The organism is Streptomyces sp. CNZ287 (assembly GCF_007827615.1).
Genome location: NZ_VISV01000008.1, coordinates 187,298 through 207,758, shown reverse-complemented (window position 1 = coordinate 207,758; position 20,461 = coordinate 187,298). Strand labels below are relative to the sequence as shown.

Below are 20,461 nucleotides of genomic sequence, written 5' to 3'. Positions count from 1 at the left end.
ATGTCCCACCCCCACCACACCACCGGCCTCTGCGCCCCGGGGAGGAAGCTCTACGCCTCGGCCCTGCGCTCCGGCCGCATCTCACACGAGGCCACGGCGACCGCGCCGTGCCTCTTCGACCTGGACCTGTTACGGCCCGAGCCCGGCGACACCCAGTGGCTGGTGCCGACGCCTCCGACGCAGGCGCTCGCCGGGCTCGTCGAGCCCCTTGAAAGAGAGCTGGGCGAGTACCGGCTTTTCGTGTCCGCGCTCGCCGACACGGTCGAGAAGCTGACGTCGCTCGATCCGGACGACCCGGCCACCTCCGCGTTCACCGTCTGGACGGGGAAGGAGCGGATCGACGCCGCCCTCGCGCGGGCCCTGGAGGACTGCACGGAGCAGTTCCTGGCCATCCAGCCGGCCAGCGGGCGGACCAACTGGAACCCCGCGACGATGCGCACCACCACCCACCGCGTCCGGCGGATGAGCGAACGCGGCGTCACACAGCGGATCCTGTACAACCACACGTACCGGCACCACCCGAGTCAGCTCGCCTACCTGGACGAGCTGAGCGACACCGGGCTGGAGGTACGCACCCTGGAGGTCATGCCCGAGCGACTCCTCATCGTCGACCGGGACATCGCCTTCCTCCCCGCGCAGCCGAGCCGCGAGGTGGCCATGGAGATCCGCCACCCGGGCCTGGTCTGGTTCCTGCGCGCCATCTTCGAGTACTTCTGGGAACTCGGCGTCCCATGGGGCCGCCAGCCCCCCGAGCACGACACCCGGGGAGGCATCACCGGCGTCCAGCGCAGCATCGCCAGGCTGCTCGTCGAGGGCCACCTCGACGAGGCCATCGCCCGCCGCCTCGGCATGAACGTCCGCACCTGCCGCGCGCACATCGCCAAGCTGTCCACCGCCCTCGGCAGCGACAGCCGCGCCCAACTCGGCTATCTCATCGCCCGCTCCAGCATGCTCGACAGGGCCTGACCCGTGGGGGTCTCCGGAGCCGGTACAGCCACGCCCCCGGCACACCCCGCGAGCGCGGGCGGGCGGAACCGGGGGGAGAGGGCGGAGGAGCGGAGTCGCTGGTGCGCGTGAGGCCGGGAAGCGAGCGCACCAGCGCTCCGTCCGAGGGGTGCCGCCGGCGCCCGCGTACGACGATGGCAGGTCGCCTCCGCGGCGCCCCAGAGGGCACTGGCCCTCATCATTCACGAACGTGGCGCCCCCGGCCATTGCCTCTTGGGGCAACCCGGTCGGGGCCCGCCACGGCCGGCATCAGGGCGCGGCGGTGGCGGTCGGCGACCAGGGCGGCCTGGACGCGGGACTCCACGTTCAGCTTGCGGCAGATGTTCGTCAGATGGGCGCGGACCGTCCGCTCCGCCACCCCCAGTTGCGACGCCAGCCGGCGATTGGTCGGGCCGTCGGCGAGCAGGAGGAGCACCTCGCGTTCCCGGTCGGAGAGGAGCGCGAGACCGACCGGGGGAGCCTGTCGCGCCGTGTTGTCCGCAGCGTGATACCTCACAATATGAACTCCCGGACCAACTGAGCCGTACGTACGTCACGTTCGGCGACTTGTCCCCGTTCTCCACCAGAACATTGGCTTACCGTCCGTATCAACTCCACCCGAACCCAGCATCATCTTCCTGAAATTCATAATGCTGAGGGTGTACATAGCCGAACGAACCGGACCTTCGGCGAACACCGCCGGTGACCTGTCACCGCCCGCTTATATCGTCTGCCCCATGGAACCCGCAGCCGTCGGCGCCAGGCTCGCGTCCGCGGTCGTGGCGCCCCTCGTCCGGCGGCTGTTCCGCAGCGAGGGCCCCGGGGCGGGGCTCGCCGGGCGGCCGGTGCGGATGGCAGCGCTGGTGTCGTTCCGCGGCGAGCGCCGGGAGCTGGACGAGGACGGCCTGCGCAAGCTCGCCGGCACGCTCGTACGCCGCGCCCTCGACGGCCCCGGAGGCGAACCCGCCCCCGTCCCCGCCGGCGAGGCCGAAGCCGTCGCCGGCGCGCTCGCCCGCAGCCTCACCGCCCTCGGCGACCTCGACCTGGACGACGTACAGGCGGTCCAGCTCGGCCCCGAAGCCCTCGCCCGCCGGCTCCGCCGCGCCGCGGCGCAGCGCGGCGGCGATCCCGTACGCGAACTCTCCGCCGACGCCGCCTCCTTCCACGACACCCTCCTCGACACGGCCTGCCTGCACATCCTGCACTTCTTCAGCCAGCGCTCCACCTTCGTCGCCCGCACCCTCGTCGAGCAGTCCCGCCGCCAGGCCGACCAGATCGCCCGCCTCGACGCCCTCATCGCCCGCACGCCGCTCCCCGCCGCACAGGACGCGGCCTTCGAGCGCGAGTACTTCGCGTACGCCGCCAAGAAGCACGGCAGGCTCACCATCTACGGCGTCGATCTCGCCGACTCGCCCGCGAAGTGGCCGCTGGACGTGGCGTATCTGCGGCTGGAGGCCGCCGCCTCGACGCAGGCCGCCCCGTCCCCGTTCCCCTTCGACGACACCGACCCCCTCTCCGACCCCGTGCTCCCCGCCGACCAGGCCCTCGCCGCCTACGAGCGCGTCCTGCTCCGCGGCGCCGCCGGCTCGGGCAAGACCACCCTCGTGCAGTGGCTCGCCCTCTCCGCCACCCGCGCGGGCTCCGGCGCGGAACACTCCATGGACTACCTCGCAGGGCGTGTCCCCTTCGTCCTGCCGCTGCGCACCCTCACCCGGCACGGCCAGCGCCTCCCCGCCCCCCGCGACTTCCTCTCCGCCACCGGCAGCCCCCTCGCCGGCGCGCAGCCCGACGGCTGGGAGCACCGCGTGCTCACCGCCCGCCGCGGGCTGCTCCTCGTCGACGGCATCGACGAGGTCCCCCGCGCCGAACGCGACCGCACCCGCCGCTGGCTCTCCGACCTCGCCGACGCCTACCCCGGCAACCGCTGGCTCGTCACCTCCCGCCCCTCCGCCGTCGGCGAGGACTGGTTGGCCGCCGAGGGCTTCACCGAGCTGACCCTCGCCCCCATGCGCCCCGCGGACCTCACCCGCTTCATCGCCCGCTGGCACGAGGCCGTACGCGCCGGAGCCGTCCGCACCGGCGCCCCCGCCGCGGACGACGCGCAGCTCACGGCGTACGAGCAGCAGCTCACCGCCGCCGTGCGGCACACCTCCGATCTCGGCCGGCTGGCCACCAACCCGCTGATGTGCGGCCTGATGTGCGCCCTCAACCGCGCCCGCCGCGGCTACCTCCCGCGCGGGCGCAAGGAGTTGTACGAGGCCGCCCTGTCGATGCTGCTCAGCCGCCGCGACCGCGAACGCGACATGGCCGTCCCCGACCTGCGCGAGGAACCCCAGCTCCAGGTCCTCCAGCGGCTCGCGTACTGGCTGATCCGCAACGGCCGCACGGAGCTGGACCGCGCCCGCGCCGAGTCCCTCGTCGCCGCCGCCCTCCCGGCGGTCCCGGAGGTCGCGGCCCTGGGCGACGCGGCGGCCGTACTGGAGCACTTCCGCGACCGCAGCGGCCTCCTGCGCGAACCGGCCCCGGGCGCCGTCGACTTCGTCCACCGCACCTTCCAGGACTACCTCGGCGCCCGCGCGGCGGTGGAGGAGGGCGACATCGGCGTCCTGGCCGCGCACGCGGCGGACGACCAGTGGGAGGACGTCATCCGCATGGCGGTGGCCCAGGCCCGCCCGCGGGAGCGCGAGGAGATCCTGCGGGAGCTGCTGGCGGCGGCGGAGCGGCGGGAGGGAGTCGAGGGGGTACGCATCCGGCTGCTGGCCGCCGCGTGCCTGGAGCACGCGGCGGAGTTGGCACCGGGCGTGCGGGAGGCGGTGGAACGGGCGACGGAGGCGCTGATCCCGCCGAAGACGCCGGTGGAGGCCCGGGCACTGGGCGCGGCGGGACCGCTGGTGCTGGACCTGCTCCCGGGCCCGGAGGAGGCGGGCGAGGAGGCGGGCGACGAGAGCGCGGCCCTGATCGCCGCCGCCGCAAGTCACGTGGACTCGGACCGCGCCATCGCGTTCCTCGCCCGCTACGCCGACCATCCCTCGCTCGGCGTACGCAGCCAACTCGTCTGGGCCTGGCACCGCTTCGACACCGAGGAGTACGCGGACGAAGTCATCGCCCGCCTCGACCCGGACGGGCTGTACTTCACCGTCACCTCCGACGCCGAGTTGCGCGCCCTGCGCAGACTCGGCGGACGCCCGATGGTCGACGTGCGCGGCCCGCTCGACCCCGTCGGGCTACAGGACGGACTCGCCGCAACCCGCCTCACGGATCTGATCGTCCGCAACCAGCCCAGGCTGATGGATCTCGCCTTCCTACGCGGGCAGAGCGAGCTGCGCTACCTGCGGCTGAACGAGTGCGCCGACCTGTACGACGCCTCGGCTCTGGCCGGGTTGCCGCTCACCGTCCTCATCCTCGACACGGTGCCGGGCCTGGTCGAGTCCGTACCCGGGCTCCTCGCCAACCACCCGCAGTTGGAAGCCCTCTCCCTGTCGCCGGAGCGGCGCCGCCCGCTGGACCTCGACACACTGCCAGCCCTGCCGGCACTGTCGACACTCAATCTCCTGACCGCCCGGACCGCCGGGCTGCACCCCCTGGCCAGGCACCCCGGACTCCGCCATGTCTACCTGGGCTGGCGCCACGAGGCCACCGCGTACGACTGGCCGGCCCTGGCCGCGCTCCCGCTGCTCGAAGGGCTCCGGTGCCGGCCGGACCTGCTGACCGTCGCCCCCGCCGACGCCACGCTGCCGGGCATCACGTTCCTCGGCCTGGTCGGCGACCGGCCCGCCGACGAACTCGACCTGAGCCGGTTCCCGTCCCTCTTCCCCCGGCTCGACCACCTCGTGCTCGACCTGCCGCCGGGCAGCGGCCCGCTGGAGCTCTCCCCGCTCGCCGCGCTCGGCACCCTGCGCGAGGTCTCCCTGCGCCCGCACATGAGAAACCTCCACGCCGGGCTCCCGCCCCGCGTGGAGGTCACCTACCTCGCCGACTGAGCCGCGGCTCAGCCCCGCTTCTTCTTCGGCTTCCACACCACCAGCGCGCTCGTCTGCTGCACCTGCTGGTACGGCACCAGGTCCCGCCGGTACGACGCGTGCACCTGCGCCTCCCGCTGCGCCATCGCGGAGGCCGCACCGTCCAACGCGTCCGTCAGCTCCGCCACCTTCGCCTGGAGCGCGGCGACCTGCGTCTCCAGCTCGATGATCCGCTTGATCCCGGCCAGGTTGATGCCCTCGTCCTGGCTCAGCGTCTGGACCTGCCGCAGCAGCGCGATGTCCCGCGCCGAGTAGCGCCGGCCGCGGCCCGCCGTGCGGTCCGGGGAGACCAGGCCCAGCCTGTCGTACTGGCGGAGGGTCTGGGGGTGCAGGCCCGAGAGTTCCGCGGCTACGGAGATGACGTAGACCGGCGTCTCCTCGGTCAGCTCGTACGGGTTGCGGCCGCGGGGGGCGCCGCGTCCGCCGTTTCTGCCGTTCATCGTCGTCAAGCTCCCTTCGCGGCCTTGAACAGCTCCGCGCGCGGGTCCTCGCCCGCGGTCGCCTTCCGGTACGACTCCAGCGACTCGCGCGCCGTGCCGTCCGTCTCCTTCGGCACCGCCACTTCGACGGTGACGAGCAGGTCCCCGCGCGTGCCGTCCTTGCGGACGGCGCCCTTGCCGCGGGCGCGCATCGTGCGTCCGTTGGGCGTGCCCGGGGGCAGCTTCAGGGTGACCGGCGGGCCGCCGAGCGTGGGCACCTTGATGTCCGCGCCGAGGGCCGCCTCCGGGAACGAGACGGGGACCGTCACCAGCAGGTTGTCGCCCTTGCGGCCGAAGACCGGGTGGCCGTCGACGTGCACGACGACATACAGGTCGCCGCCGGGGCCGCCGCGCTCGCCCGGGCCGCCCTTGCCGCGCAGCCGGATCCGCTGCCCGTCCTGCACCCCCGCGGGGATGCGGACCTGCATCGTGCGGGACGACTTGGCGCGGCCGCTGCCCTTGCAGACGTCGCAGGGGTCCTGGGCGATGAGCCCGCGGCCCTTGCAGTCCACGCACGGGTCGGTCAGCGAGAAGCCGCCACCGCCGCCGCGGGAGACCTGACCGGTGCCCACGCAGGTCGGGCAGACCCGCGGGGAGCCGTTCTTGTCGCCCGTGCCGGCGCAGGTCTTGCAGGGGGCGGACGACGACATCCGCAGCGGGACCGTGGCGCCCTCGATGGCCTCCGTGAAGCTGAGCGTGACCTCCGACTCGATGTCCTGGCCCCGGCGCGGCTGCGTACGCCCGCCACCGCGGTTGAACAGCCCGCCGAAGACGTCGCCGAGACCGCCGCCGAAGCCGCCGGTGGTGGTCTGGCCGCCGCCGGGGGCGCCGGGGCCCGAGCCGCCGAAGAGGTCGCCGAGGTCGAAGTTGAACGAGCCGTTGCCGCCCCCGCCCGGACCCGGGCGGAAACCGCCGTTGCCGAAGAGGGTGCGCGCCTCGTCGTACTCCTTGCGCCGCTGCGGGTCGCCGAGCACGTCGTTGGCCTCGGAGACCTCCTTGAAGCGCTCCTCGGCCGCGGCGTCGCCCTTGTTGGCGTCCGGGTGGTACTGCCGGGCGAGCTTGCGGTACGCCTTCTTGATCTCGGCCTCGGTGGCGTCCTTCGGGACGCCGAGAACCTTGTAGTAGTCCTTCTCGATGAAGTCCTTGGTGCTCATTCCCGGCGTCCCTCCTCTCGTCCCTCGGCGGCCGTTACGGCGTCACCCCTCGTCCGGGCCACCGCTGTCCGTCTCTCCGCCGGACCCCGGCTTCGCGGGTCCGGAGGCGTCCGAGCCGCCGCCGTCCGCGGCGCCGGCGGATTCCGGTCCGCCGTCGTCCGCGTCCGCCTGCTTCTCGTCCGGCTTCTCGCCCTCCTTGCCCTGCGACCCGGGCGTCGCCCCCGGCTGCGGCTCCGCCACGGCGACCCGCGCGGGCCGGATCGTACGCTCGCCGATCCGATACCCAGGCTGGAGAATCTGCACGCACGTCGTCTCGGACACATCCGGCGAGTAGCTGTGCATCAGCGCCTCGTGGATCAGCGGGTCGAAGGGCTCGCCCTCCTTGCCGAACTGCATGAGGCCCATCTTGGCGACGACGGTCTCCAGCGACTCGGCGACCGACTTGAACCCGCCGACCAGTTCCTCGTGGTCCCGGGCCCGGCCGATGTCGTCGAGCACGGGCAGCAGCTCGGTCAGCAGGTTCGCGTTCGCGACCTCCTTGACCGCCACCCGGTCCCGCTCGACCCGCCGGCGGTAGTTCTGGTACTCCGCCTGGAGCCGCTGCAGGTCCTTCGTCCGCTCGTCGAGCGCCTTGCGGGTCTCGTCGAGACGAGCCGCAAGCGGGCTGTTCGCGTCCCCGTTCCCGGCGGTGGCACCCGGCCCGGCTCCGTCGGCGCGCCGTGCGCCGGCGGGCGCGTTGCCCGCCCCGTCCGGGCCGCCCTGCTGTGCCTCCGCTGTCTTTGCGTCGGTGGGGACGTCGGGCTTCTCCTCGAAGCCCGGGGTCTCCTCCGTCACGCGGCACCACCCTTGGGCTTGTCGTCGTCCACGATCTCGGCGTCGACGACGTCGTCGTCGGCACCGGCGGGCGCGTCCTGCTGCGCCTGCTGGGCGCCCTCGCCGCCGGCGGCGGCGGGGCCGGACGCCTGGGCGTCGGCGTAGAGCGCCTGACCGAGCTTCTGGCTGGTGGCCGCGGCCTTCTCCGTCGCCTCCCGGATCGCCGCGGTGTCCTCGCCCTTCAGCGCCTCCTTGAGGTCGGAGATCGCGCCCTCGACCTCGGACTTCACGTCGCCGGGCACCTTGTCCTCGTTGTCCTGGAGGAACTTCTCGGTGGTGTAGACGACCTGCTCGCCCTGGTTGCGCGTCTCCGCCGCCTCGCGGCGCTTGTGGTCCTCCTCCGCGTACTGCTCGGCGTCGCGCATCATGCGCTCGATGTCGTCCTTCGGCAGCGCGGAGCCGCCGGTGACGGTCATCTTCTGCTCCTTGCCCGTGCCGAGGTCCTTCGCGGCGACGTGCATGATGCCGTTGGCGTCGATGTCGAAGGTGACCTCGATCTGCGGCACGTTCCGCGGGGCCGGCGGCAGGCCGGTCAGCTCGAACATGCCGAGCTTCTTGTTGTACGCGGCGATCTCGCGCTCGCCCTGGAAGACCTGGATCTGCACCGACGGCTGGTTGTCCTCGGCCGTGGTGAAGGTCTCGGAACGCTTCGTCGGGATCGTGGTGTTGCGCTCGATGAGCTTGGTCATGATGCCGCCCTTGGTCTCGATGCCGAGGGACAGCGGGGTGACGTCGAGCAGCAGGACGTCCTTGACCTCGCCCTTGAGCACACCGGCCTGGAGGGCGGCGCCGACGGCGACGACCTCGTCCGGGTTGACGCCCTTGTTGGCCTCCTTGCCGCTGGTCAGCTCCTTGACCAGCTCGGCGACGGCCGGCATGCGGGTGGAGCCGCCGACGAGGACCACGTGGTCGATCTCGCCCAGCTCGATGCGGGCGTCCTTGATGACGTTGTGGAACGGCGTCTTGCAGCGCTCCAGGAGGTCCTGGGTGAGCTGCTGGAACTGCGCCCGGGTCAGCTTCTCGTCGAGGTGCAGCGGGCCTTCGGCGGAGGCGGTGATGTACGGCAGGTTGATCGTCGTCTCGGAGGACGAGGAGAGCTCGATCTTCGCCTTCTCGGCGGCCTCGCGGAGCCGCTGCAGCGCCATCTTGTCCTTGGACAGGTCGACGCCGTGGCCGTTCTGGAACTGCTTGACCAGGTAGTCGACGACGCGCTGGTCCCAGTCGTCACCACCGAGGTGGTTGTCACCGTTGGTGGCCCTGACCTCCACGACGCCCTCGCCGATCTCCAGCAGGGAGACGTCGAAGGTGCCGCCGCCGAGGTCGAAGACCAGGATGGTCTGGTCTTCCTTCTCCATGCCGTACGCGAGGGCGGCGGCGGTGGGCTCGTTGACGATCCGCAGGACGTTGAGGCCCGCGATCTCGCCGGCCTCCTTGGTCGCCTGGCGCTCGGAGTCGTTGAAGTACGCCGGGACGGTGATGACCGCGTCGGTCACCTTCTCGCCCAGGTACGCCTCGGCGTCCCGCTTCAGCTTCTGCAGGATGAACGCGGAGATCTGCTGGGGGGTGAACTCCTTCTCGTCGATCGGCTGCTTCCAGTCGGTGCCCATGTGGCGCTTGACCGACCGGATGGTCCGCTCGACGTTGGTGACCGCCTGGCGCTTCGCGACCTCGCCGACGAGCACCTCGCCGTTCTTGGCGAAGGCGACGACGGACGGCGTGGTCCTGGCGCCCTCGGCGTTGGTGATGACGCTGGGCTCACCGCCCTCGAGAACACTGACGACAGAGTTCGTCGTGCCCAGGTCGATGCCGACCGCACGTGCCATGTTGTCTATCCTCCGGATCAGGTGCTCTGCCTTGAGCTGGACAGGCTCAAGGGTGCCATGCCGACCACGCCCGGCGCAATTCACCTGAGTCATCTCCACTCAAGTTTTGTGCGTCATTGCAGGTGGGAACGGGTTTTCGGGCTACGGGCCGAGGGTCCCGGCGGCGCCGGGGACGCGACGCACATCACCGGCCGGGCGGCTTCAGGGGGCCGGGGCCGCCCGGGTACCCTCAGGCGGAGAAGAGATAAGTTACCGCTTAGTAGTGGCTGGGTAAGCCGAGTATCAGGGCACGTACTCCACGTGCGGCCCGCACTCGCACGCAGCAGATTCAGCAGACACGCAGAGCAGACAGCAGAGCAGTCCGGTCGAGGAGCCCTCCATGCAGCTCGCCGCCATCGTCGTATCGCTGGTGATCACCGCGGTCGGCACCGCGCTCTTCGCTCGCGCCATCGGGCAGATCATCGCCTTCGTCCGGCTCGGCAAGCCGGTCCCCGCCGGCAGCCGCACGGACGACCCGGTCGCGCGCAGCACCACGCTGGCCAGGGAGTTCCTCGGCCACACCCGGATGAACCGCTGGGGCATCATCGGCATCGCCCACTGGTTCGTCGCCATCGGCTTCCTCACCCTGGTGCTGACCCTCGTCAACGCCTTCGGCCAGTTGTTCGTCGCCGACTGGCTGCTGCCGGTGATCGGCGAGTGGCTCCCGTACGAGCTGTACGTCGAGTTCATCGCGCTGATGACGACGCTCGGCATCCTCACGCTCATCGTGATCCGGCAGCTCAGCCTGCCGTCGAAGGCGGGCCGCAAGTCCCGCTTCACGGGCTCGACGATGTGGCAGGCGTACTTCGTCGAGTACGTCATCCTCGTCATCGGCATCTGCATCCTCGTGCTGCGCGGGCTGGAGGGCTCGCTGCACCACATCGGCGGGTACGAGGCCGCCTACTTCGCGTCGTACCCGGTCACCGCCGCGGTCGACGGGCTGAGCACCGGCGCCGTGCAGAACCTGGTCTACCTCTTCGCGATGATCAAGATCTCGACCTCCTTCATCTGGGCGCTCGTCCTCGGCCTCAACGCCACGATGGGCGTGGCCTGGCACCGCTTCCTCGCCTTCCCCAACATCTGGTTCAAGCGCAACGCCGACGGAGCGGTGGCCCTCGGCGCGCTCCAGCCGATGACCTCCGGCGGCAAGCCGATCGACTTCGAGACCGTCTTCGACGACGAGGACGGCGAGGAGACCGTCTTCGGCGTCAGCCAGGTCGAGCACTTCTCGTGGAAGGGGATCCTCGACTTCTCCACCTGTACGGAGTGCGGCCGCTGCCAGTCGCAGTGCCCGGCCTGGAACACCGGCAAGCCGCTCTCGCCCAAGCTGCTCGTCATGTCGCTGCGCGAGCACGCCGCCGCCAAGGCCCCGTACCTCCTCGCCGGCGGCGGCAAGTCCGCCGAGGGCGAGGAGAAGGCCACCGCCGAACAGCTCGCCGACGTACCGGCCGGCGCGCTGGCCGAGGCGGAGCGCGCGCTGATCGGCACCGCGGCGGAGCAGGGCGTCATCGACCCCGACGTGCTGTGGTCCTGCACCACCTGCGGCGCGTGCGTCGAGCAGTGCCCCGTCGACATCGAGCACGTCGACCACATCGTCGACATGCGCCGCTACCAGGTGATGATCGAGAGCTCGTTCCCGTCCGAGGCGGGCACGATGCTGAAGAACCTGGAGAAGAAGGGCAACCCCTGGGGGCTGGCCAAGAAGCAGCGGCTGGAGTGGACCAAGGAGCTGGCGGCGGACACGGGCATCGAGATCCCGGTCGTCGGCAGGGACGTCGAGGACCTCTCCGAGGTCGACTACCTGTACTGGGTCGGCTGCGCGGGCGCGCTGGAGGACCGGGCGAAGAAGACCACCAAGGCGTTCGCGGAGCTGCTGCACATCGCCGGCGTGAAGTTCGCGATCATGGGCGGCGACGAGAAGTGCACGGGCGACTCGCCGCGGCGGCTGGGCAACGAGTTCCTCTTCCAGCAACTGGGCGAGGAGAACGTCGCGATGCTCAACATGGCGTTCGGCGAGGACCCGGACGAAGGGGTGACGGTCGAGAAGGCGAAGAAGAAGATCGTCGCTACCTGCCCGCACTGCTTCAACACCATCGCCAACGAATACCCGCAGCTCGGCGGCCACTACGAGGTCATCCACCACACGCAGTTGCTCCAGCACCTCGTGGACGAGGGCCGGCTGGTCCCGGTGACGCCGGTCGAGGGGATCATCACGTACCACGACCCCTGCTACCTGGGCCGGCACAACAAGGTCTACACGCCCCCGCGCGAGATCATCGCCAAGGTGCCGGGCGTACGGAACGAGGAGATGCACCGGCACAAGGAGCGCGGCTTCTGCTGCGGCGCGGGCGGCGCGCGCATGTGGATGGAAGAGCGCATCGGCAAGCGGATCAACGACGAGCGTGTGGACGAGGCGCTGTCGCTGAACCCAGACATTCTCTCCACGGCGTGCCCTTTCTGCCTCGTGATGCTTACGGACTCCGTAAACGGCAAGAAGAACGCGGGAACGGCGAAGGAGTCGCTGGCCGTCGTGGACGTGGCGCAGCTTCTGCTCGACTCGGTGAGGACCCCGGCCCAGGAGCCGCCGGGGGACGGCACCGAGGCGGCGGAGAGCGAGCCGGAGCCGCAGCCGGCGACGTAGCGGTGCGGCGGCGCGGTACGGCGCCGTAGTACGGCGAGGAACGGCCGTACGGCGTGCGGCAGACGTGACGTAGGACGGAACGCCACAGGCAACCCCCCACGGCGGCCGGCTCCGTGAGCCACACGGGGCCGGCCGTGGGGTGTCAGGCGCCGGTGCTGGCGCATTGGTTGGTACAACCATCGCCGGGTGAGGCGTGTCGTATGACGCGGGAGTGAACGCGACCCGACCGTCAGACCCGCGCCGGAAGGACCCCCCATGCGTATCCGCACCCTCGCCGCCCTGACCGCCTGTCTCGCCACCGCCGGCTCGGCGGCCGTCTCCGCCCCGGCGGCGGGGGCGGAGGACCGGGACGGGACGGCGCCCGCCGTCTCGGCCGGCTCCGCGGGCTCCGCCGCCGACGCCCGTGCCGTACGGGCCGACTTCGACGGCGACGGCTACGACGACCTCGCCACCGGCGCCCCCGGCGGCAGGGTCGCGGGACACGCCGAGGCCGGCTACGTCCTCGTCAGCTACGGCTCCCCCGAGGGCGTCGCCGCCCCCGCCTCCACCGCCCTCAGTCGGGGCACCGCCGGCGTCCCCGGCGCCCCCGCGGCGGACGACCGCTTCGGCGACCGGCTCGCCGCCCGCGACCTCGACGGGGACGGCCTGACCGACCTCGCCGTCACCGCCCGCGCCGATGACGGCGACGCGGCCGGCTCCGTCACCGTCCTGTGGGGCCGCGCGGGCGGCCTGACCGGCGCCGGCGCCACCCGCGTCCAGGTGCCCGGCGGCGGCGGCCACGCCCGCGACCTGCACGCCGGCGACTTCGACGGCGACGGGAAGGGCGACCTGCTGGTGCCCAGCACCCGCAGCGACAGCGCCGAGGCGTACACCGTCCTCTACGGCCCGTTCACCCGCGCCGGCGCCCCCGCGCGCGAGAGCGGGCTCGTCGAGATGAAGCCCGAGGACAGCCTCGACGGCGTCGCCGTGGGCGACGTCACGGGCGACGGCGCCGACGACCTCGTGGCGTTCTTCAGCTTCCAGGGCAACGCCGAGGCCGGCTGGTTCTGGAAGGGCGGCCCCGGCGGGCTGACGCGGAGCGGCGCCGCGCTGCCCAACGGCGCCTCGCCGACCATCGGCGACTTCGACGGCGACGGGAAGGGCGACCTCGCGTACCGCAAGGTCGGCGCGAGCGTCGAGGACCTCCCGTCCGGCAAGGGCAAGGTCAGCGTCGTCTACGGCACCGCGAACGGCCCCAGCGAGACGCGCCGTTCCGCCTTCACCCAGGGCACCGCGGGCGTGCCCGGCACCAGCGAGCGCGGCGACCAGTTCGGCGCCCGGCTCGCGGCGGGCGACGCGAACGGCGACGGCTTCGCCGACCTCGCCGTGGGCGTGCCGTACGAGGCCATCGGCAGCAAGCAGTCTGCGGGCTCCGTGGTGCTCCTCAAGGGCGGCTCCGGCGGGCTCAAGGCCCGTGGCGCGCAGGCGTTCCACCAGGACACCCCGGGCGTGAAGGGCGTGGCGGAGACCGGGGACCGGTTCGGCGCGGCGCTGGCGTTCGGGGACGTCACGGGCGACGGCCGGGCGGAACTGGCCGTGGGCGCGCCCGAGGAGAACGGCACGGGCGCGATCTGGTCGCTGCGCGGCGCCGCGGGCGGGCTGACGGCGACGGGCTCCGTGGCGTTCAGCCCGGACGACTTCGAGGGGCCGGGGCGTACGGGCGGGGCGCGGTTCGGCACGGGCTTCGCGGACGAGGACCTGGGTCACTACCTGATGGGCCGGGAGTGACCGGATGAATCCCACGAACTAGGTTCATTACCCAACAAGTTCGCGAAAAGCTGCATGAGGCATATGAAAGGCGGTAGTTCATACAACCTCGGGTGAACGTCAGGTGTCTCACCGGGTGAGAGGCCCACTGAGTAGCCGTACTCCGTCACCTACGTTCAGGAGCCCGACATGCCACGCAGCCGCCGTACGCCCACGACCGCCACCGCCTTAGCGGCCTCTCTGGCCGTCGTCGCCGGCGCCGCCCTCGCGGGCGGCGCCGCACCGGCCGCCGCCGCGCCCGCGGAAGGCGCGGTCGCGGCGCCCGCGAAGTTCCACGACGACTTCAACGGCGACGGCTACCCCGACCTGGTGGTGGCCGCCCCCTCCGGCACCGTGGACGGCGCCGCGCGCGCCGGGTACGTCGCCGTGCTCTACGGCTCGGCCGGCGGGCTCGACACCGCCAGGCGCACGGTCGTCAGCCAGTCCACCGCGGGCGTCCCCGGCACCTCCGAGGCCGGCGACGCCTTCGGCGCCACCCTCGCCTCCGCCGACGTCGACCGCGACGGGTACGCCGACCTCGCCGTCGGCGTCACCGGCGAGGACCTCGGCGGCGTCGCGGACACGGGGCGCACGATCGTCCTCTACGGCTCCTCCGGCGGGCTGTCCGGCAGCGGCGCGCAGGACCTGCGCCCCGCCTCCCTGACCGAGGGCAACGCGTATGCGACCGGCCTGGCCGCGGGCGACTGGTTCCACGACGGGTCGACCGCGCTGGCGATCCTGTCGAAGGACCACCTGGAGCTGTACGGGGGCTGGGGCCGGGCACGTACCCCTGCGCGCGCCCAGGCGGGCCACCCCTTCGCCGACTTCCCGCAGGACTTCACGCCCACCGGCCTGGTCGGCGGCGACTTCGAGGGCGACGGCGCCGCCGACCTCGTGGTCACCGGCCGGAAGTGGTACCTGGAGTACCTGCAGGGCCACTCCCTGTACCTCAAGGGCGGCGGCCCGGAGGGCTACACACGCACGGAGTTCGCCGGCGGTCCCGTCGGCGTCGCGGGCGACATCGACAAGGACGGCGCCGACGACCTCGCGATCGGCGATCCCTCGGTGCTGGAGCACGGCGAGTACGAGCTGTCGGGCGGCGCCGTCCAGGTCTGGTACGGGGCCGCGGGCGGGCCGGGCTCGGGGCAGCCCGAGGTGTGGCAGCAGGGCAGCGGTGGCGTACCCGGGGCGTACGAGGTGGAGGACCGCTTCGGCAGTGACGTCTCCCTCGGCGACGTCAACGGCGACGGCTTCCTCGACCTCGCGGTCGGCGCCGAGGGCGAGGCGATCGGCACCGGCGCCGGGGCGGGCGCCGTCTGGCTGCTGCGCGGCTCCGCCGGCGGGCTGACCACGACCGGGGTGCAGCACTTCAACCAGGACACCCCCGGGATCCCGGGCACCGCGGAGGCCGGCGACCTCTTCGGCTCCGACGTCCGGCTGCACGACCCCAACCGCGACGGCCGGTCCGGGCTGATCGCGGGCGCGCCGGGCGAGAACGCGGGGCAGGGGTTCGCGTGGGTGCTGCAGGCCCGTAGCAGCGGGCTGATCGCGGACGGGTCGTGGAACTTCAGCGGCGCGTCGGTGGGCGCGAACGGGGCGAACGCGCGGTTCCCGGAGACGATCGCGGAGTAGCTCCCCCTCACCGCCGTTTCCGTAGGCGGAATGACACTTTCTGTCACCATACGAACCAACTAGCCGTATTCCTACAACCTTTGGCCGCGGTACGGGGTCTTCTGATCGCCGTCATCGACCGCGCCCGGGAGCTGCCGCATGCATCACCGACTCCGTACCGCACTGGCCACCGCGACCGCCGCCGCCGCGCTCTCGGGCGGCCTGGCCGCCCTCGCCGCCCCCGGCGCGGCGGCCGCGGAACCCCCGGGCGCGATCGTCGACTTCAACGGAGACGGAGACCCCGACGTCGCGGTCTCCGCGCCGGACGCGTACGTCGCCGGCGTAAGGGGCGCCGGCCAGATCGTCGCCCATTACGGGGCGGAGAACTCCACCGCCGCCGGCATCACCGCCCGCCGCGCCAAGCGGCTCAGCCAGCACAGCGCAGGCGTCCCCGGCACCGCCGAGGACGGCGACGGCTGGGGCGGCTGGACCGCCGCCGCGGACTTCGACGGCGACGGGTACACCGACCTCGCCGTCGCCGCCCCCGGCGAGAAGGTCGGCGGCGACGTCAACGGCGGCACCATCCAGATCCTGTGGGGCGGGTCACAGGGCCTCGCCGGCGGTACGACACTGCCCGACCCGCGCCCGTACGAGCACGACCTCTTCGGCCGGGGCATCGCGGCAGGCGACTTCGACGGCGACGGCACCGCGGACCTGGCCGTGGCGTCCACGAGCGCGTCCATGGACGTCTTCACCGGCGGCTTCGGCCGTACGAAGGGCGACTACGGGGCGTGGGACACGGTCGCGGTGCCGCTGGACAACGGGAGGATCTGGGGCCGGTTCGATCTCGCCGCGGGCGACGTCGACGGGGACGGCGACGACGATCTCGTCGTCAACGGCCACGTGGACTGGGAGCGCAGCGGCGTCTACGTGCCGGGCTCCCCGGACGGCCTGACCGACGCGGGGCAGCGGCAGCTCTCCGGAGGCGACACCACCGTCGTCGGGGACGTGAACGGCGACGGCCGGGCCGACATCGTCACCGGGCTGACGCGCGACGACCAGGGCACGCCGGGCGCGGCGGTGGGCGGCAAGGTCTCCGTCACCCTCGGCTCCGCGGACGGCCCCGCCGGCACCACGGACCTGAGCCAGGCCACGCCGGGCGTCCCGGGCACGCCGGAGCAGGGGGACTCCTTCGGCGGCCAGTTGGCCCTCGGCGACGTGAACGGCGACGGGCACACGGACCTGGCCGTCTCCGCGGCGAACGAGACCCTGGGCGCCGCCGAGAACACCGGCACCGTCACGGTGCTCTACGGCGCGGCGGACGGCTCGAGCTCCGGCTCCGGCTCGGGCTCGGGCTCGGGTTTCGGCGGGGCGGGCGCCACGCTGGTCCACCAGAACACCCCGGGCGTCCCCGGCACCAACGAGACCCGCGACCGCTTCGGCGTCGGCATCCTCCTCTCGGACCTCAACGGCGACGGCTTCGACGACCTGACCGCGGGCGCGGCCGGTGAGAACGACGGCAACGGCGCGGTCTACGCCCTGCGCGCCGACGCCGGCGGGGTGGCGGCGGACGGGGCGGCGGCGATCTACCCGTCGTCGGTGGGGATGCCGACGACGGGGCGCCCGGGGTACGGGGCGGAGTTCGCCGGCTGAGGACGCGCGGCGCCGCAGGGACGGCGACGTACCGCAGCGCCCCCGCTGCTGCCGCTGCCGCAGAGACGGCCAGGGCCCGGACCTCCCCCGGCCGGGCCCTGGCTCATGCCAGGGAGCCCGCACCGTGCGCGCCCCCACCCCTGTGACCCCCCACACCATCCACCCCACCCACCCCGGACCAGTAGGGCGGATCCCCTACGGGAAGTACCGTCTTGGCCATAAACATCCCCCGTATTCCCGGGCCCCGGTGACCTCGGCGGGCAAGACCAGGTACGTTCGATCGCGTGGCAGGATTCAGAATGGGCCGGGGACGCGAGCCCCACGGCAGTCGGCAGCAGGGGCGGCCGCAGGGCCCGCCCCAGGGCGGCCCCCCGCCTTACGGCGGTCCGCAGTACGGCGGTCCCCCGCCGCCGCACGGGCAGGGGCACGGGCAGCCGCACGGCGCCCAGTGGCGCCAGCCCCCCGGCAGCCACGGCCCGGGTCCCGAGTACTACGGCGGCCACGACCCGTACGCCGCCGACCGCCCCGGCAACACCCAGCCGTACGGCGTCGGCGGGGTGCCGGACGACTACGGTCCGTACCAAGACGGCCACGTCTACCGCGCCGGCGAGGCGGCGGCCCCGCCCGTAGGCCCGCGGCTGCACTGGAAGGACCTGCTCAGCGGGATCGTCTTCCACCCGAACCGCACGTTCTGGCAGATGCGCGACCACAGCATGTGGGGCCCCGCGCTCACGGTGAGCTTCCTCTACGGCCTGCTCGCGGTCTTCGGCCTGGAGCAGGCGCGCGACGAGGTGCTCAACTCCACGATCTCGGCGAGCATCCCGTGGATCGTCGTCACGGGCATCGCGGTCACGCTCAGCGGCCTGGTGATGGGCACGGTCACGCACACCCTCGCCCGCAACCTGGGCGGCGCGGGGGCCCTGGCGCCGACGGTGGGGCTGGCGATGCTGATCGTGGCGCTCACGGACGCGCCGCGGCTGCTGATCGCGATGTTCATCGGCGGGGAGCACGCGTTCGCGCAGGGCGTCGGCTGGCTGACGTGGCTGGCGGCGGGGGTGCTGCTGACGTCGATGGTGAGCAAGTCGCACGACCTGCCGTGGCCGCGGGCGCTGGGGGCGTGCTCGATCCAGTTGGTGGCACTGCTGGCGCTCTTCAAACTGGGCACGCTCTGAGCCGCTACGGGCGTCGTCAGATCACGGTCCGGTGGAAGTTCTGGTACGACCGCGAGGGCGTGGGCCCGCGCTGCCCCTGATACCGGGAGCCGTACTTGGCGGACCCGTAGGGGTGCTCGGCGGGTGAGCTGAGCCGGAACATGCAGAGCTGCCCGATCTTCATGCCCGGCCACAGCTTGATGGGCAGCGTGGCGACGTTGGAGAGCTCCAGCGTGACGTGCCCGCTGAACCCGGGGTCGATGAAGCCGGCGGTGGAGTGCGTGAGCAGCCCGAGCCGCCCGAGGCTGGACTTGCCCTCGAGCCGGGAGGCGATGTCGTCGGGCAGCGAGATGACCTCGTACGTCGAAGCCAGCACGAACTCCCCGGGGTGCAGGATGAAGCACTCGTCGCCCTCGGGCTCCACGAGCCGCGTGAGGTCGCTCTGTTCGACGGCGGGGTCGATGTGGGGATAGCGGTGGTTCTCGAACACCCGGAAGTAGCGGTCGAGGCGTACGTCCACGCTGGACGGCTGGATCATCGCGTCCTCGAAGGGCTCGATCCGGACCCGCCCGGCGTCGACTTCGGTCCGGATGTCCTTGTCAGAGAGCAGCACGCCCCGACCCTACCGGCTGCCCGGCGGGCTACCGCGTCTCGCCCTTGCCCACCGGCACGACGTTCCGCAACCGCGCACACCGCGGACACCGCACGAGCCCACCGGACCCGATCCGCCGGGCGGCGCCGACGTTCTGCATCGGGAGCGAGGCGGTGCTGAAGACGTGCCCTTCGGCACATCGGACGACGGTGGTCTCCATCAGGCTCCTTCCCCGTAACGCAATAAATGCCACACTACGGGACGAACCCCCCACCCCACACACCACCCCCCGCCTCAAGGTAACCCCAACTCCCGCCCCACCCCGGCACCTCCACCCCACAACGCCAACAGCCCCCCGACGACCTCGCCGGGGGGCGCACATACGGTAGAGTGACAGCGAAGCGCCCCAGGGGCGCTCTACGCGGGCGTAGTTTAATGGTAGAACATGAGCTTCCCAAGCTCAGAGCGCGGGTTCGATTCCCGTCGCCCGCTCCAGACAGAAGGCCCAGGTCAGCGACCCGGGCCTTTCGTGTTTCCCGAAACTCGCGGTCACGCTGGATCTCCAGGACCGATCAGCGGCTGGGACCCCCATCCGCACGGGCCGTACTCCCTCATGCCGCCCGCGGAGTTCCGGTCGGCCCCGAGCACGGCGATGCCCCTCCGCGTGGAATACCGCCGGTTACGCTTCGGGCCCGCCGGCCGGCGTACTACCGTCCGGATGCCCAACGGTCCCCACACCAGTGTCATCTTCTCCTCCCGAGGGAGTACGACATGACCGGTGACGCAACACCTACCGGCGCGAAGCCTCCGTCGACCGGGGCACGCCAGGGCATGAGTGATCACGAGATCACCGAGAGATTGTCGGAGCTGGCCCGGGCCTCGGCAGTCCTCTTACGGGAATCCGAAGCCGAGCAACAGCGCATGGAGGAGTTGAACGCACTCAACGGAGCCGACATCGAGCAGCGCACCAAGAGGCAGGGACGCGCATGGGCGCGGCGGCGCCTCACACGTTCATGGACGACGAGGAATTGGCCACGTTGCCCAGGGCAGACGAGCACGCACGCGAACTCGTAAGACTTGCTGCGCTCATCGGCCCGCCCCCTCCCGGATGGAGTTCCGGCTCGGAGGAGAACCGCGAGGACGGCTGGACCATGACCGTCGATCTGGCGGCGCGCTCCGGTTTGAGGATCCGCCGGGATGACTCAGGCGCGGCAGGACCGGGGGCCGTGTGGCACGACCCGAGCACATATCTGGCGGCTCTGCCGCAAATCGTCGAGGACCTTCCTGCCGGATCTCAAGCTGACTTCCCGGCCACCGACGCCGCCGACACCCTCCACATTCGATCTACGTCTGCTGTGCTGTGGCGGAGAAGACGAGCACGGACTCACGTTGCGCTACTCGGGAGTGACCGAGGCGATCGTTGCCACCGACGACAACGGAGTGGACCCGCTTTCGGCCACGGCATAGCCCCGCACTCAGCAGCGCGCACCGGCGATTGCGCGCGACATACGAGCAACCTTGCCTCTGCCTACTCGACGGGCCAGAGTGAGCCTGGCGGTGCCCCGCTTCACCGTCCATGAGGAGGCGGCCTGGGGGGGAGGGGGTGTGAATGCGCCAACTCCTCTGCTGAGGTGGGTATTTCTCAGACGTTTTCGAT

The 20,461-nt window shown here is 72.1% G+C and carries 14 protein-coding genes and 1 tRNA gene; 8 read left to right on the top strand and 7 right to left on the bottom strand.

Annotated features, from left to right (window positions below):
* Nucleotides 1-966 carry a hypothetical protein gene (locus tag FB457_RS17190; protein ID WP_047017027.1) on the top strand — a complete coding sequence of 322 codons (966 nt, stop codon included), beginning with the start codon at nt 1-3 and terminating at the stop codon, nt 964-966.
* A gap of 217 nt (nt 967-1,183) precedes the next feature.
* Here the strand turns inward: FB457_RS17190 and FB457_RS17185 are convergent, their stop codons facing one another.
* On the bottom strand, nt 1,184-1,501 hold the full coding sequence (locus FB457_RS17185; protein ID WP_253911330.1) for a helix-turn-helix domain-containing protein: 318 nt from the start codon (nt 1,499-1,501) through the stop codon (nt 1,184-1,186).
* A gap of 220 nt (nt 1,502-1,721) precedes the next feature.
* Here FB457_RS17185 and FB457_RS17180 point away from each other — a divergent pair, with 220 nt between their 5' ends.
* Complete coding sequence (locus tag FB457_RS17180; protein ID WP_047017026.1) at nt 1,722-4,964, top strand: NACHT domain-containing protein; 3,243 nt, start codon at nt 1,722-1,724, stop codon at nt 4,962-4,964.
* 8 nt (nt 4,965-4,972) lie between these two features.
* Here the strand turns inward: FB457_RS17180 and FB457_RS17175 are convergent, their stop codons facing one another.
* Genes FB457_RS17175 through dnaK form a run of 4 tightly spaced genes read right to left on the bottom strand, consistent with a single transcriptional unit; the run spans nt 4,973 to nt 9,332 of the window.
* Complete coding sequence (locus FB457_RS17175; RefSeq protein WP_047017025.1) at nt 4,973-5,443, bottom strand: heat shock protein transcriptional repressor HspR; 471 nt, start codon at nt 5,441-5,443, stop codon at nt 4,973-4,975.
* A 5-nt stretch (nt 5,444-5,448) separates the two neighbouring features.
* On the bottom strand, nt 5,449-6,636 hold the full coding sequence (gene dnaJ / locus FB457_RS17170; protein WP_047017024.1) for a molecular chaperone DnaJ: 1,188 nt from the start codon (nt 6,634-6,636) through the stop codon (nt 5,449-5,451).
* A 42-nt stretch (nt 6,637-6,678) separates the two neighbouring features.
* Entirely contained in the window at nt 6,679-7,470 is a 792-nt protein-coding gene (gene grpE / locus FB457_RS17165) for a nucleotide exchange factor GrpE (protein ID WP_047017023.1), read from the bottom strand.
* Nucleotides 7,467-9,332 carry a molecular chaperone DnaK gene (gene dnaK, locus FB457_RS17160; RefSeq protein WP_047017022.1) on the bottom strand — a complete coding sequence of 622 codons (1,866 nt, stop codon included), beginning with the start codon at nt 9,330-9,332 and terminating at the stop codon, nt 7,467-7,469. The genes grpE and dnaK overlap by 4 nt, the downstream gene beginning before the upstream one ends.
* 379 nt (nt 9,333-9,711) lie before the next feature.
* On the opposite strand from dnaK, the gene FB457_RS17155 reads away from it, so the two are divergent.
* From FB457_RS17155 to FB457_RS17135, 5 genes are all read left to right on the top strand, one after another.
* Nucleotides 9,712-12,012, top strand: coding sequence for a (Fe-S)-binding protein (locus FB457_RS17155; protein ID WP_145782325.1), 2,301 nt, complete (start codon nt 9,712-9,714; stop codon nt 12,010-12,012).
* Between the two features lie 255 nt (nt 12,013-12,267).
* Entirely contained in the window at nt 12,268-13,779 is a 1,512-nt protein-coding gene (locus tag FB457_RS17150; protein WP_047017020.1) for an FG-GAP repeat protein, read from the top strand.
* Nucleotides 13,780-13,947: 168 nt separating this feature from the next.
* A complete protein-coding gene (locus FB457_RS17145) occupies nt 13,948-15,429 on the top strand; it encodes an FG-GAP and VCBS repeat-containing protein (RefSeq protein ID WP_047017019.1) in 1,482 nt (493 codons plus the stop codon).
* A 138-nt stretch (nt 15,430-15,567) separates the two neighbouring features.
* Nucleotides 15,568-17,061 carry an FG-GAP and VCBS repeat-containing protein gene (locus FB457_RS17140; protein WP_145782324.1) on the top strand — a complete coding sequence of 498 codons (1,494 nt, stop codon included), beginning with the start codon at nt 15,568-15,570 and terminating at the stop codon, nt 17,059-17,061.
* A gap of 299 nt (nt 17,062-17,360) precedes the next feature.
* Nucleotides 17,361-18,233, top strand: a complete 873-nt coding sequence (locus tag FB457_RS17135) for a Yip1 family protein (protein WP_047017017.1) — start codon at nt 17,361-17,363, stop codon at nt 18,231-18,233.
* 16 nt (nt 18,234-18,249) lie between these two features.
* Here the strand turns inward: FB457_RS17135 and dcd are convergent, their stop codons facing one another.
* Nucleotides 18,250-18,825, bottom strand: a complete 576-nt coding sequence (dcd, locus tag FB457_RS17130; protein WP_047017016.1) for a dCTP deaminase — start codon at nt 18,823-18,825, stop codon at nt 18,250-18,252.
* 28 nt (nt 18,826-18,853) lie between these two features.
* Nucleotides 18,854-19,024 carry a hypothetical protein gene (locus FB457_RS35260; protein WP_164492553.1) on the bottom strand — a complete coding sequence of 57 codons (171 nt, stop codon included), beginning with the start codon at nt 19,022-19,024 and terminating at the stop codon, nt 18,854-18,856.
* A 201-nt stretch (nt 19,025-19,225) separates the two neighbouring features.
* Here FB457_RS35260 and FB457_RS17125 point away from each other — a divergent pair.
* Nucleotides 19,226-19,299, top strand: a tRNA-Gly gene (locus tag FB457_RS17125).
* The last annotated feature ends 1,162 nt before the right edge of the window (nt 19,300-20,461 follow it).